This is a genomic window from Dyella sp. 01L423, from assembly GCF_056399945.1.
Map to the genome: position 1 here is coordinate 672026 of NZ_JBFTSI010000001.1, position 13694 is coordinate 685719.

The window sequence follows — 13694 nt, forward strand, 5'->3', positions numbered from 1 at the left end:
GCGCGACCGCAGCGCTGGGGTGTATCGCTCCGTTGGGTGATCGCGCACAGGGTGCGCTCCCACAGTTCTTCTCCCTCTCCCGTCAGGGAGAGGGGTGGGGTGAGGGGCGGGTGCTTGCTTCATCGGGCGAGCTTTTCTGAAAAAAGCCGCCCAGGGATCGAGCCCCTCAAGCCAGCCGCTGCGGCTCCTGCAGGAAGTTGCCCTGCACGAAGTCCACGCCGCAGGCGAACAGCAGCGAGGTGCTGGCGGCGTCTTCCACCCATTCGGCGATGGTCTGCTTTTTCAGCTCGCGTGCCTGGCGGCAGATGTCGGCCACTTTTTTCTGGCTTTCCTGCTGTTGCGGCAGATCGGCCATGTAGCTGCGGTCGATCTTCAGGTAATCGGCGTTGATGTGGTTGAGCAACTGGAACGAGTTGAGGCCTGAGCCGAACTGTTCGAGCGCGAACTGGCCGCCCAGCTTCTGCCACGCCTGGATGAATTCCTGCGCCGGGCGCAGGGCGGTCACCACCTTGCTCTCGGTCATCTCCAGCACGAGCTGGCCGTGCTTGAGCGCGGCCTGCCTGAGGCGTTCGCCCAGCCAGGGCAGCAGGGCCTTGTCTTCCAGCGAGCCGGAGGTGAGCTTGACGAAGAACGTGGTGGGCTGGCCCATGCGGTCGCGGGCGCGCAGGTGTTCGATCGCCTGGTTCAACACCCAGCGGTCGATCGCCGGGGTGAGGTTGTGCTTTTCGGCGATCGGCATGAAGAAGCCGGGGAGTACCTCGCCCTGCGGGCCATTGAGGCGCAACAGGATTTCGGAGAACTCGCCTTCGGCATCCTGCAGGCTGATCGTCTGCTGGTGGTACAGCACGAATTCGTTCTGAATGAGAGCCTGGTCGATCACGCCCAGCCAGTAGCGCTCGCGCTCTTCGTCGGCCTTTTCGCGGGCCGCCGGATCATGCAGGTCGCTGCGATTGCCGCCCTGGCTCTGCGCGTTGCGCAAGGCCTGGCTGGCCTGGTTGAGCAGCAGTTCGGTATTGGCGTTGCGCTCGCCCAGCAGGCTGCCGCCGATGCTCGCGGTGATGGTGATGGAGCGCGAGCCCAGGTCGAAGATGCCGCCGGCAATGGCCTGTTGCAGCCCGGCAATCCACTGCTTGATGCCTTCGTCGTTGCGGGTGTGCAGCAGCACGCCGACCGTGTGTTCCGCCAGCAGGCCGGCGGTATCCTGGGCCGTGAGCTGACCTTCCACACGATTGGCGAAGGCGGCCAGCAATTCGTCGGCCTTGGCCAGTCCGACGCCTGCCACGATGCTCTGCCAGTTGTCCGGTTCGATCAGCAGCAGCGACTGGCCCTTGGTGCCCTGGGTGGCCGCGGCCACGGCTTCGTCGATGCACTCGAGCATGCGCGAGCGGTTGAACAGGCCGGTGACCGGATCGCGCTGCAGCTGCTCGATGACGTTGGCGTCCACCTTCTGGCGGCGGAACACCACCTGCAGGCAGGGCTCGCCTTCGAAGATGGCGTGCGCGAATTCCACGCTGGCCTTGAAGCTGGTGGCGTCGGCGCGGCGCGCCTGCAGCTCGATGGCGCCGTTGACCTTCTCGCCCTTGGACAAGCCCTTGAGCGTGTTCTTGAACTCGTCGGCGTCGCTCGGGCTGATCATGTCCAGCACGGGCAGGCCGAGCAGGTCATCGAATTCGGTGTAGCCGAAGGTGTCCAGATAGGCCTGGTTGGCGCGCACGTGCATGCCTTCATGCACATAGGCGATGGCGTCGGTGGACGAATCCAGCAGCGCATCGCAGCGGCGTTCGGATTCGCGCAGCGCGGTTTCCAGGCGGCGCAACTGGCGGCGCGCGTTGAGCGCGTCGAATTCGCGCTGGATCACCGCCATCAGTTGTTTCGGCTGCGGACGCAGCGCAACGCTGCGGGCGCCGTTGACGAACAGTTCGGTGATGGTGGCGTTGTCCACCTGGCCGACGAGTGCAATCAGCGAAAGGTCGCGGCCGTGGGCATCGAGCATGCGCGACACCTCGCGCAGCTCCAGGGTGCCCACTGAAGGGTCGAACAAGACGATGTCGGGGCCCAGCTCGTCCAGCGCGGCGGTGATCTGCTCGGTGCTGGTGGCGCGTGCCGGTCGAACCGCGATGCCGCTGTTGCGCAGCAGGCTGATGATCTGTTCCGCGTCTTCGACTGACTTTTCGATGAAAAGTATCTTTATGACCTGGTCGGTTTTCATGGGCTCGTCGAGCTATCCGTTGTTCGCCGCTGCTGCTGGTACCTGCTATGACAGCAGGGCGCGTGCCATCCGTGGTTGTAACGGATTCTTCCGGTCACTGCCAGCGGAAATGTTCCGGGAGTGACGCGGCCCACAACTGTGCCGCCGTTCTGTTACAGCGGCCGCTTCGACGCTTCGCCGCCCACTTCCCGGACCAGCTTGGGAACGAGGTAACCCGGCAAGCGTAGACGGATGCCATCCACCAAGGCCAGGGCCCGGGCGTCGTCCACCTCGAAATGCGCCGCCCCCTGCACGCGATCCAGCTGGTGCAGGTAGTAAGGCAGCACGCCCGCCGCGAACAGCCGCTCGGACAAGGCGGCCAGGGTGTCGGCGTCGTCGTTGATGCCGCGCAGGAGTACCGACTGGTTGAGCACGGTGGCGCCCATGTCGCGCAGGCGGGCGCAGGCCGCATCCACGGCCGCGTCGAATTCGTTGGCGTGGTTGGCATGCAGCACCACCACTTTCTGCAGCGGCAGCTCGCTCAGCCAGCGGCCAAAGGCCTCGTCGACGCGCTCGGGCAGCACCACCGGCAGGCGCGTGTGGATGCGCAGGCGGGTCACATGAGGGATCTCGGCCAGGCCGCGGGTGAGCTCCTCCAGCTTGGCCGTGGCCAGCGACAGCGGGTCGCCGCCGGAGAGGATCAGCTCGCTGATGGAGCTGTCCTGGCGCACGTGCTCGAGCGCCTTGCGCCACTGGCCGGCGGCGGCCATCTCGTCGCCGTAGGGGAAGTGGCGGCGGAAGCAGTAGCGGCAGTTGATGGCGCAGCTGCCGCTGGCGATCAGCAGGGCGCGCCCTTCGTATTTGTGCAGCACGCCCTGGGCGGAACGGGCGGCCATGTCACCGACCGCGTCCACCCCAAACCCCGGCACCTGGTCCAGTTCGGCCAGCTGGGGCAGCACCTGCAGCAGCAGGGGGTCGAGCGGGTCGCCCTGGCCCATGCGAGCCACGAAGCCGCGCGGGACACGTACGGCGAAGCCCCCATCGTCAGCCGGCAGGCGGCTGGCGAGGTGCTCCAGGCCCACCAAGGCCAGCAATTCGCGCGGATCGGTAACGGCTTCGCGCCACAGCGTGCGCCAGTCGGGTCCGGGCACAGATAGGCGGGCGGCGTGGCTTGCGGTTATCATAATAGGTCTTGAATCGGGCCCAGTGCCCGGGAAACCACCTATTCTAGCTGCCTGTCGGCGGCGTCACATCTGGAGCGCAGCATGGCCACCGCCGGTCTCAACGACGTCAAGAAGGGGATGAAGATCCTCCACAACAATGACCCCTGGGTCATTACCGACGCCGATTTCATCAAGCCCGGCAAGGGTCAGGCGTTCACCCGCATCTTCATCCGCAACCTGAAGAACGGCCGCACCAGCGAATCGACCATGAAGTCCAGCGACAGCTTCGAAGTCGCCGACGTCGTCGATACCGATATGCAGTACCTGTATTCCGATGGCGAGTACTGGCACTTCATGCAGCAGGAAACCTTCGAGCAGCACCAGGCCAACAAGGCCGGCATGGGCGATGCCGTGAAGTGGCTGAAGGGCGAGGAAGAGTGTGTGGTGACGCTGTTCAACGGCGAAATCATCTCGGTGCAGGCGCCGAACTTCGTCGAACTGAAGATCACCGAGACCGACCCGGGCGTGCGCGGCGACACCTCGGGTGGCGGCGGCAAGCCGGCCACGCTGGAAACCGGCGCGGTGGTCCGCGTGCCGCTGTTCGTCGGCACCGATGAAATGATCAAGGTCGACACCCGCACGGGCGAATACGTCAGCCGCGTCGGCAAGTGACGAACTGGCGCGCGGGCTGCGCCCGCGCCTTTGCCAGTTCGTCATCCCGGCGCAGGCCGGGATCCAGTGAAATACGTCGTGCGTAGCACACCTTCTCGCTTTCGTGCCGCGTGAAGCAAAGCCACTGGATTCCAGCTTTCGCTGGAATGACGAGCTAAAAATCGTCATGCCGATAGTGAATCATGGGGCGGCCACCGCAAGGTGATCCGCCCCCTGTCGTATCCAACACAAGAAAAGTGAGCCACCGGATGAACCAGACCGCTCCGCAAACCGTCGACCTGTTGATCGAAGCGCGCTGGGTCGTGCCGGTGGAACCGCATGCCGTGGTGCTTGAGCATCACGCCGTGGCGGTGGACCAAGGCGCCATCGTGGCCCTGCTGCCGATCGCCGATGCGCGCGCCACCTATGCGCCGCGCGAGCGCGTGGAGCTGGGTGAGCACGTGCTGATCCCGGGTCTGATCAATACCCACACGCACAACCCGATGACGCTGCTGCGCGGCCTCGCCGACGATCTGCCGCTGATGGTCTGGCTGCAGAAGCACATCTGGCCGGTCGAAGGCCAGGTGATCGGACCGGAGTTCGTGCGCGACGGCGTGGAACTGGCGGTGGCCGAGATGATCCGCGGCGGCACCACCTGCGCCAACGAAAACTACTTTTTCCCGGACGTGATTGGCGCCACTTATCGCCGCATGGGTTTCCGTGCCGTGGTGGGCCTGCCGGTGATCGACTTTCCCACCGCGTGGGCCAAGACGCAGGACGAATATTTCGAGCGCGCCATCGAAGTGCACGACAGCTTCCTCGGCGACACGCTGGTGAGCACCTCGTTTGCGCCGCATGCACCGTACACCGTGTCGGACGAAAGCTTCGAACGGATCCGCGTGCTGGCCGACCAGCTCGACATCCAGGTGCATCTGCATACGCACGAAACCGCGCATGAAGTGGAAGAAGAGAAGGCCAAGAGCGGCCTGCGTCCTTTCCAGCGACTGCAGAAACTGGGCCTGGTCAACGATCGCCTGATCGCCGTGCACATGACCCAGCTCAACGATGCGGAAATCGAGGCTTGCGCAGCCGCGGGCGTGTCCGTCGTGCATTGCCCCGAATCCAACCTCAAGCTCGCCTCCGGTTTCTGCCCGGCGGAGAAGCTGCGCCAAGCCGGCGTAAATGTGGCGATTGGTACGGATGGCTGCGCGTCCAACAACGATCTGGACATGTTCGGCGAGATGCGTACGGCCGCGTTCCTGGCCAAGGCCGTGGCCAACGATGCGGCGGCCTTCGATGCGGCCTATGCGCTGCGTGCGGCCACCCTCAACGGCGCCCGCGCGATGGGTCTGGAAGATCGCATCGGCTCCATCGAGGCCGGCAAGCAGGCAGACCTTGCCGCGGTGCGCCTGTCCGATCTGGAAACGCAGCCGCTGTTCCACATCGCCTCGCAGCTGGCCTATGCCGTCGGCCGCCATCAGGTCACCGACGTGTGGATCAATGGCGTGCGCAAGCTGGCCGGCCGCATCCTCACCGATATCGATACCGACGCCGTGCTGGCCAAGACGCATGCGTGGCGCGAGCGCATCGCCGCGATCGATGCGGGTTGAGAGGAACGCAATGAACCGCTATCTGGTGATGATGATGCGACGGCCGCATTTCGATCAGGCCGTTGTCCAGCCGCACAAGGACTTCATTGAAGGCTTGCGCGCCGGCGGTCGCCTGGAAATGACGGGTGCTTTCGGCGACAAGTCCGGCGGCGCCTATCTGGTGCGTGCGGTCGATATGAACGAGGCCCTGGCCATCGTCCACCAGGACCCGGCCCACGCCAGTGGCGGCTGGGATATCACCGTCTACGAATGGAACGCGCGCTAAGCTCCGCGCACAGCTCTGAAGGATGCTTTCGATGCAAGCCGCAACCAATGTCAGTCCCGAGGAAATCGCCCGCTTCGGCAAACTCGCCGCGCGCTGGTGGGATCCGGATGGCGAGTCCCGTCCGCTGCACGATCTCAATCCGGTGCGTGCGGCTTACGTCGCCGATCGGCTGGATCTGCGCGGTGCGCGCGTGGCCGATGTGGGTTGTGGCGGCGGCCTGCTCAGCGAGGCGCTGGCCAAGGCCGGCGCGCGCGTCACCGGCATCGATCTGGGCGAGAAGGTGATCGAGATCGCGCGCCTGCATATGCACGAGTCGCGACTGGAAACGCCGAACCTCGATATCGACTATCGCGTGCAGTCGTCGGCCGACCTGGCCGCCGCCGAGCCGGAAAGCTTCGACGCCGTGTGCTGTATGGAGCTGATCGAGCACGTGCCTGATCCGGCCGCGCTGGTCGGCGACCTGGTACGCATGGTGAAGCCGGGCGGCGTGGTCGTGATGTCCACGCTCAATCGCACGCCGGCGGCTTTTGGCGCCGCGATTCTTGGCGCGGAATACATCATGCGCATGCTGCCGCGTGGCACGCATCATTACGCGCAGTTCCTCAAGCCGTCGGAGCTCGGACGCCTGATGCGCCATGCCGGTCTTGAAGTCGACGACGTCTCCGGCCTGGGCTACAACCCGATCAGCCGCAAGGCGTGGTTGAGCCGCCTCACGGCCGTCAATTACCTGATCAGCGCACGAAAGCCCGCATGAAGTCGTTTCCCGAAAATATCCAGGGCGTGCTGTTCGATCTCGATGGCACCTTGCTCGACAGCGCTCCCGATCTCTATGCCGCGCTGAAGGCGCAGTGCGAAGAAATGCAGGTGGCCGCACCGCCGTATGCGATGGTGCGCGAAGTCGTCTCGCGCGGCTCGCGCGCCATCCTGCGCTGTGCGTTTCCCGACATCGATGACGCCGCGCTGACGGCCTTGATGCCGCGTTATCTGGAGCTTTACCAGATGATGATGGACGAGCACTCGCGTCCGTTCGACGGCGTGGACGAGCTGTTGTCGTCGCTGGAGTCGCAGGGCATCCGCTGGGGCGTGGTCACCAACAAGCCGGGCTTTCTCACCGATGATCTGCTGGTGCGCATCGGCTGGGCGCCACGCGCGGTCGCGGTGGTATCCGGCGATACCTTGCCGGTAAAGAAGCCCGATCCCGCGCCCGTGTTGCTGGCGTGCGAGCGTGCCGGGCTCGATCCATCGCGCTGCCTGTTCGTCGGCGATGATCGCCGCGACGTCTTGGCGGGCGCGGCTGCCGGTTTGTATACCGTCGCCGTGCGCTGGGGCTATCTGGATGGTGGCGATCCGTCCGAGTGGAACGCGGACCTGGTGATCGATCATCCATCCGAGCTCACCGGCCGCCTGAAGGTGATTGCGTGAGCAGCACCGCGCTGCAGAGTTACATCGACAAGTGGCTGGCCGTGCAGCCGCAGCAGCGCATTGCGTTGGCGTTCGTCGATCAGAACAACTATCCGGGCCATATCGCGCTGGCGGCGCTCGAGCAGGAACTGCTTGCGGCGGCTTATGGCATACGCGAGCCGCACGTGGCGGCCGGCAAGCTCAACTGGTGGGCAGAGGAACTGTCCGGCGCGGCAGCGAGCGGCGGGCGTCATCCCCTGACCCAGGTGCTGTTCGACAGCGAGCGCGCGCACGAAATTTCGGCGGAGCGCTGGGTCGCCCCGGTGCTGGCGGCGATGGGTCAGCTGGAAGAGGGCACGGCAGCAGACTTCCCGGCACAGATCGCCGCCGGTTCGCTGTTGCATGGCGCCCTGGCCGATCTGGAAACCGCATGGTGGTTTGGCGACCAGGCATCCAGTGCACGCGCAACGCGGGTGGCGACACTGTCGCATCTGCTGTATTCCCTGCTGCGCCTGCAGGAGGACGCCGATCGCGACCGCCTCGCGCTGCCGATGTCGCGCCTGGCGAAATTCGGCCTGAGCCGTCATCAGTTGCGTGAAACGAGCGATCTGCGCAATGCCGCCGTGCGCGCGCAGCTGGACGATCTGGAAGCCGCCTGGCGTGACGCCGGGCGCCTGCCGGGACCGCTGAGCGCCTTCCGCGGGCTGGAATCGCGCCAGGGGAGCGCCCTGGTCGCCAAGGCCCGCAAGGCCGCCGATCCGCTCGATGTGCTGCGCAAGGGGCAGGGCAGGCAGGGGCTGGGCGTGACCTGGCAAGCCTGGCAGGCCGCGCGTGCCTGGCAGCGCGCAAAGGGTTGAGGAGGCGTTCCGGACGCAGCGTTTCCCGCGCGCCACTATTGCGAGGCGCCGATGGTGCCCCAAAATTGAGGTCTCCCAGGCGCTAAGACCGCCAGTCGGACCACACAGGATTCACCCATGTACACCGAGGAAAACACCGCCCGCCTGCTGCCCGACGTGGCAGTCCATGCCCAGCCGCATCTCGTCGGCGAGCTGGACTGGGTGGGTATGGATGGCATCGAGGTGCCGGTGCGTTTCGATGCCGGCGACGGCGACGTACAGCGCGCCAGCGCGCGCGTCGGCGCCTTCGTCAATCTGCGTCGCCCGGACAAGCGTGGCATCCACATGTCGCGTCTCTATCTGCAGGTGGAAGAGGCGCTGAGCTGCAAGACGCTCGGCACCGAGACGCTGCGCGACCTGCTGCGCGGTTTCCTGGAATCGCACAAGGATCTCTCCGATCGCGCCTGCCTCAGCATCCGCTTTGAGCACCTGGTGCGTCGTCCTGCCTTGCGCAGTGCCAACAGCGGTTGGCGCTCGTATCCGGTGACCATCGAAGCGAGCATGATCGGCGACGAATTCCTGCTGGAGTTCGGTACCGAGATTGTTTATTCGTCGACCTGTCCGGCGTCAGCGGCACTGTCGCGCCAGTTGATCCAGGACCAGTTCGCCAAGGATTTCGATGCCGGCAAGCCGGTCGATCACTCCGCCGTGCTGGCCTGGCTGGGCAGCGAAAAAGGCATCGTCGCCACGCCGCACGCGCAGCGCAGCGTCGCTCGTTTGCGCGTGCGCCCGGCCGCAGGCGCCGCCTTCAACCTGATCGACCTGATCAATGTGACCGAGCAGGCGCTGGGCACGCCGGTGCAAACCGCGGTGAAGCGCGAAGACGAGCAGGCGTTCGCGCTCGCCAATGGCGGCAACCTGATGTTCTGCGAGGACGCGGCGCGCCGCATCCAGAAGGCGCTGGACGTCGACAAGGCGCTGAGCGACTTCCACATTCGCGTGGAGCACCAGGAGAGCCTGCATCCGCACGACGCCGTCGCCTATGCCAGCAAGGGCGTGGAAGGCGGCTACGCGGGCAAGGGCTGCGCCTGAGCCGTGCTTTAACGGCGGCCTGATAGCATGGCGGGAGCCCGTCCCCGGGCCTTCCCCATGGAGATTCGCATGTCGTTCCGTCTTCCCTTGCTAGCCGTCACGCTGCTCGCGCTATCGGCCTGCTCGATGTTCTCGCACCACCACAAGGAAGACGCGCCGACGGCGACAGCCGCACCTGCGGCACCCGTGCATCAGGCGCTGATGAAGACCCTGGTCGGCGACGTGCGTTACGACTTGCCACAGGCGATTCCTGCAGACGCGGTGCTGATCGTGACATTGTCCGATGTGAGTCGCCAGGATGTTGCGGCACGCCCGGTGGCGGAAGATCGCATCCAGCCGGTCGGCGCCTCGCCGGTGGATTTCATGCTGAGCTATGACCCCGCCGAACTGAAAGACGGCGTGGACTTTGCGATTGGCGTACGCCTGCAGCAGGGCGACAAACTGCTCGCCATCAACGACACGCGCACCAGCGTGCTTGGCCGCTCGGGCGAGAACGGCCCGGTGAGCATCACGCTCAAGGCTGTGCCGTAAGCCCAGCTCGTCATTCCGGCGCAGGCCGGAATCCAGTGGCCTCTGTATCAGGTTTTCGCGAAGCCTTTCAAGAATGTGGGCTATCGCGATAACTCAACGGGTTCGCTACCGGATTCCGGCCTGCGCCGGAATGACCGTGGGGAAAATGGACGCCTGAGGAGATTAGCGGCTGAAACTCAGCCGCTGGCCGCGCACGCTCTGGTCCACGCTGCTGCCGTCCCATACGCGCTGGCCGTTCACGAACGTGGCGGCAATCGAGCTGTTGAAGGTGTAGCCCTCGAACGGCGTCCAGCCGCACTTGGACAGCACTTCCTCGCGGGTCACCGTATGCGGCTTGTTCGGATCGACCAGCACCAGGTCGGCCGCATAGCCTTCGCGCAGGTAACCGCGCTCCTTCACGTCGAACAAGGTGGCGGGGGCATGTGTCACTGCTTCAACGACACGTTCCAGCGTCAGCTTGCCTTCGAACACGCGCTGCAGCGCCGCCTGTAGCGCGTACTGCACCAGTGGCAGGCCGCTGGGGGCCTTGTCGTAGAGCTGATGCTTTTCTTCCAGCAGGTGCGGCGCATGATCCGTGGCCAGCACGTCCAGGCGACCCTCGGCCAGCGCCTTGATGATCGCCTCGCGGTCGGCCGAGGTCTTGATGGCCGGGTTGCACTTGATCAGGAAGCCCAGGCGCTCGTAGTCGCGATCATCGAAATGCAGGAAGTGCACGCAGGTTTCCGCGGTGATGCGCTTGCCCTTGAGCGGACCCGGCTCGAACAACGCCAGCTCGTCCGCGGTGGAAATGTGCAGGACGTGCAGGCGGCTGTTGTGGCGCCTGGCCAGTTCGATGGCCAGGCGGGTGGACTTGATGCAGGCCTCGCGCGAGCGGATCAGCGGGTGTTCCCAGGCTGGGATGTCGTCGCCGTACTTCGCATGCGCCTTGGCCAGGTTGGCGTCGATCATCGGCGTGTCTTCACAGTGCGTGATGATCGGCGTGGGCGCGTACTTGAAGATGCCGTCCAGCACCTCGGGGTTGTCCACCAGCATGTTGCCGGTGGAAGCGCCCATGAACACCTTGATGCCTGGCGCGGCGAGCGGGTCGAGGCTCTTGATGGCTTCCAGGTTGTCGTTGCTGGCGCCCATGTAGAAGGCGTAGTTCACGGCCGAGTTTTGCGCGCCCAGCGCGTATTTGGCCTCCAGCGTCTCGCGGTCGAGCGCGGGGGGCTTGGTGTTGGGCATCTCCATGAAGCTGGTGATGCCGCCGGCGGCGCAGGCGCGCGACTCATGGGCGATATCGGCCTTCTGGGTCAGACCGGGCTCGCGAAAGTGCACCTGGTCGTCGATCATGCCGGGAAACAGCCACAGGCCGCTGGCATCGACCACTTTTTCGCCGGGGCGGGCATCCAGATCGCCGGCTATGGCCTCGATGCGGCCTTGCTTCACGCGGACGTCGGCGTGGAAACGGCGGCCTTCATTGACCAATTCGGCGTTCTTGATCAGCCAGTCAGTGGACATGGTTATCTCCTGGGGTGCGGCAACGGCGGAAAGTAAAGTGCTCTGGCACGGGATCTTCACCGCCCTCGCACAAAGGTTGACAGCGCAATAGACGCCAGCCGGTAAGTGCGCCACCCTTGAGCGGACCGAAGCGCACAACCGCAATCCGTGCATAATCGGAACAGCTGGGATGGAAGCGGCAGCGCTGACCCAGCAGGGGGCTTAGCCAGCGCTTGTAGAAGCCAAGCAGTAAAAGTATCAGTCGGGTCACGACGGTTTGACGCTGCCGAAACAGCTTGCGGCTTGTAGTGTCGCAAGTATTCCAGAAGCACGGTTGCTGGTGTAAGCCGCATGGGCTATAACACCCGGCCGCCAAGGCTAAAATGGTGAAGGGAAATGGCGAAAACGACGCGTAGTGCTTCAGCCACCAAGCCGCAGAAGGGAAAGCCTGCCGGTAAGGTGAAAGACGCCAAGGCCGGCAAGAAGCCAGCCGCCGGGCGGAGTTCGACACCGGCCAAGGCCGTTGCGGCCAAGAAACCGGCTGCCAAGACAGCGCCGGCGAAGAAGGTTGTCGCCGCCAGTAAGCCTGCCGTCAAGAAGGCGGTCGCCAAGGCTCCGGCCAAGAGCGTCGCCAAGAAGCCCGCACCCAAGCCACAAGTCAAGAAGACGGCTCCGGTCAAAAAGCCCGTAGTCGCCAAGAAAATCGAAAAACCGGTCGCCAAGAAGGTCGCGGCGCCCGCCAAAAAGCAGCCGCCCAAGTCGGTGACCAAGCCGGTGAAGCCGGCTCCCGCACCGGCCAAGACGGCCAAGGCAGCACCCGCCAAGCCGGTTGCCAGCGCCGCCCCTGCCAAGCAGCCAGCCGCTGCCAAGCAGTCAGCGCTGGCTCCGAAGGCGGTTGCAGTGACCCACAAGGAGCCGAGCAAGCCGGCGACGTCGCCCTTCACGGGCAAAGTGGCCAGCGCAACCGCTCGTCATACCCCTATCAAAACTCAGAAAGCCCAGCAGTCCTCGATGAATAAAACCGCAACTCTCGACAATGGCATCACCCGCGAAGACGGTCGCTATGCGCTGCCTTCCACGACCCTGATCGACCTGCCCAAGGGTTATCGCCCCTCGAACAACGACAACGAGGAGTACATGAGCCCCAAGCACCTCGCGTACTTCCGCAACAAGTTGCGCGAATGGCGTGAGCAGCTCGTGGAAGAGTCGCGTCAGACGATGGAAAACCTGCGTGACGAGGTGCGTGACGTGGGCGACGAGGCCGAGCGTGCCACCCGCGAGACTGAAAACTCGCTGGAACTGCGCACGCGCGACCGCTACCGCAAGCTGATCTCCAAGATCGACAAGGCGCTGCGCCGTATCGAAGAAGGTCGATATGGCTACTGCGAGGAAACCGACGAAGAGATTGGCCTGGAGCGCCTCGACGCCCGCCCGATCGCCACCCTGTCGCTGGACGCGCAGGAACGCCGCGAACATCTGCAGAAGCAGATGGGCGACTGAGGTCGCGCGCTCGACGTTGATGTCATGGACAAAGCCCCGCTTCGTGCGGGGCTTTGTTGTTTGGCCACAGGCCGGCAAACGTCGGCAGCGCAGCGGTGCGCGCCGTACCGGCTGCTACTTGCTGTCGCCCAGGCTGGCCGCTGCGTACGCCTTGATCTTGGCCAGCATCGCGGCGAGGCCGTTGGAACGTGTGGGTGAAAGATGCTTCGCCAGGCCGATCGCTTCGATATAGCGCGGTTCGGTGGCGACGATGTCGCGTGCCGAACGGTCCGAATACACGCGCAGCACCAGGGCGATCAGGCCCGACACGATGGCCGAGTCGCTGGTGGCCTGGAAATGTAGGTTGTTCGCGTCGCCGCTGGGGACCAGCCACACCATGGACTGGCAGCCGTGCACGCGGTATTCCTCGATTTTCAGCTCTTCGGGGAAGGCGGGGAGTTGTTTGCCCAGGTCGATCAGGTATTGGTAGCGCTCGGTCCAATCACTGAAGAAGGCAAATTCGTCGACGATCTCTTGTTGCGCTTGTTGGGCGCTGGAGGGGGCAAGGGCACTCATGGGGGGATTATCGCGCTTTTGGGCGTTTTCCGCTTTTTTGCGCGTAGCTGGTCTTCCTGGCGGTACGCCGGATCTCGCTCTTGATCGTCATTCCTGCGAAAGCAGGAATCCAGTGACTTTGGGCTTGGTTGTCGCGTTACCGCGATCTGGCCGCCTGCGCGGCGGGCGTTTCGATCGGCTGCCGCCGCTCGAGTCACTTTTCTTTGCTGGCCCAAAGTAACCCAAAGAAATGGCCTGATAACGCCCGCAGCATTGTGTTGGGATAAGCCCGAGCGGTCGAGGCAGGCCGTCAGGGGACAACCTCCGAGGGTACACAGCGGGTACTGCAAAGCGCTGCGCAACGCGCCCGAGTCGCTGAGGACTTATAAAGCGGGGCCTCGCTGCGCATCGGCTTCGGCAAACACGTTGCGAGCGGCGTACCGC

14 protein-coding genes are annotated in these 13694 nt (G+C 64.7%); 9 read left to right on the forward strand and 5 right to left on the reverse strand.

What is annotated here, in order from left to right; translation table 11 throughout:
* Window positions 1-166: 166 nt before the first annotated feature.
* Together AC1DMY_RS02990 and epmB are read right to left on the reverse strand one after the other, a co-directional pair.
* Window positions 167-2209, reverse strand: coding sequence for an EAL domain-containing response regulator (locus AC1DMY_RS02990; RefSeq protein ID WP_477163522.1), 2043 nt, complete (start codon window positions 2207-2209; stop codon window positions 167-169).
* A gap of 152 nt (window positions 2210-2361) precedes the next feature.
* A complete protein-coding gene (gene epmB, locus AC1DMY_RS02995; RefSeq protein WP_477163523.1) occupies window positions 2362-3372 on the reverse strand; it encodes an EF-P beta-lysylation protein EpmB in 1011 nt (336 codons plus the stop codon).
* A gap of 81 nt (window positions 3373-3453) precedes the next feature.
* Between epmB and efp the strand changes: the two genes are divergently transcribed.
* The 8 genes from efp (at window position 3454) to AC1DMY_RS03035 (ending at window position 9737) form a co-directional block, all read left to right on the forward strand.
* Window positions 3454-4023, forward strand: coding sequence for an elongation factor P (gene efp, locus AC1DMY_RS03000; protein ID WP_441604319.1), 570 nt, complete (start codon window positions 3454-3456; stop codon window positions 4021-4023).
* 248 nt (window positions 4024-4271) lie between these two features.
* Complete coding sequence (locus AC1DMY_RS03005; RefSeq protein ID WP_477163524.1) at window positions 4272-5612, forward strand: TRZ/ATZ family hydrolase; 1341 nt, start codon at window positions 4272-4274, stop codon at window positions 5610-5612.
* 10 nt (window positions 5613-5622) lie between these two features.
* Window positions 5623-5877: a YciI family protein gene (locus AC1DMY_RS03010; RefSeq protein WP_477163525.1), complete on the forward strand. Its 255-nt coding sequence runs from the start codon at window positions 5623-5625 to the stop codon at window positions 5875-5877.
* Between the two features lie 31 nt (window positions 5878-5908).
* The gene (gene ubiG / locus AC1DMY_RS03015; protein WP_477163526.1) at window positions 5909-6631 is read left to right on the forward strand and encodes a bifunctional 2-polyprenyl-6-hydroxyphenol methylase/3-demethylubiquinol 3-O-methyltransferase UbiG; all 723 of its coding nucleotides are present in this window, start codon (window positions 5909-5911) and stop codon (window positions 6629-6631) included.
* Window positions 6628-7299 carry a phosphoglycolate phosphatase gene (gph, locus tag AC1DMY_RS03020; protein WP_477163527.1) on the forward strand — a complete coding sequence of 224 codons (672 nt, stop codon included), beginning with the start codon at window positions 6628-6630 and terminating at the stop codon, window positions 7297-7299. The genes ubiG and gph overlap by 4 nt, the downstream gene beginning before the upstream one ends.
* A complete protein-coding gene (locus AC1DMY_RS03025) occupies window positions 7296-8135 on the forward strand; it encodes a squalene/phytoene synthase family protein (protein ID WP_477163528.1) in 840 nt (279 codons plus the stop codon). Before gph ends, AC1DMY_RS03025 begins: the two co-directional genes overlap by 4 nt.
* Window positions 8136-8252: 117 nt before the next feature.
* Entirely contained in the window at window positions 8253-9206 is a 954-nt protein-coding gene (folE2, locus tag AC1DMY_RS03030; protein ID WP_477163529.1) for a GTP cyclohydrolase FolE2, read from the forward strand.
* 69 nt (window positions 9207-9275) lie between these two features.
* A complete protein-coding gene (locus AC1DMY_RS03035; RefSeq protein ID WP_477163530.1) occupies window positions 9276-9737 on the forward strand; it encodes a YbaY family lipoprotein in 462 nt (153 codons plus the stop codon).
* Between the two features lie 162 nt (window positions 9738-9899).
* On the opposite strand, the gene AC1DMY_RS03040 is transcribed toward AC1DMY_RS03035, so the two are convergent.
* A complete protein-coding gene (locus AC1DMY_RS03040; protein ID WP_477163531.1) occupies window positions 9900-11237 on the reverse strand; it encodes a dihydroorotase in 1338 nt (445 codons plus the stop codon).
* Window positions 11227-11487 carry a membrane protein insertion efficiency factor YidD gene (gene yidD / locus AC1DMY_RS03045; protein WP_121878590.1) on the reverse strand — a complete coding sequence of 87 codons (261 nt, stop codon included), beginning with the start codon at window positions 11485-11487 and terminating at the stop codon, window positions 11227-11229. The genes AC1DMY_RS03040 and yidD overlap by 11 nt, the downstream gene beginning before the upstream one ends.
* A 125-nt stretch (window positions 11488-11612) precedes the next feature.
* Here yidD and dksA point away from each other — a divergent pair, with 125 nt between their 5' ends.
* Window positions 11613-12716 (forward strand): RNA polymerase-binding protein DksA, encoded by a 1104-nt coding sequence (gene dksA, locus AC1DMY_RS03050; RefSeq protein WP_477163532.1) that lies wholly within the window; start codon window positions 11613-11615, stop codon window positions 12714-12716.
* Window positions 12717-12830: 114 nt separating this feature from the next.
* Here dksA and AC1DMY_RS03055 read toward each other — a convergent pair whose 3' ends face one another.
* Window positions 12831-13271, reverse strand: coding sequence for a SufE family protein (locus AC1DMY_RS03055; protein ID WP_477163533.1), 441 nt, complete (start codon window positions 13269-13271; stop codon window positions 12831-12833).
* Window positions 13272-13694 lie beyond the last annotated feature (423 nt).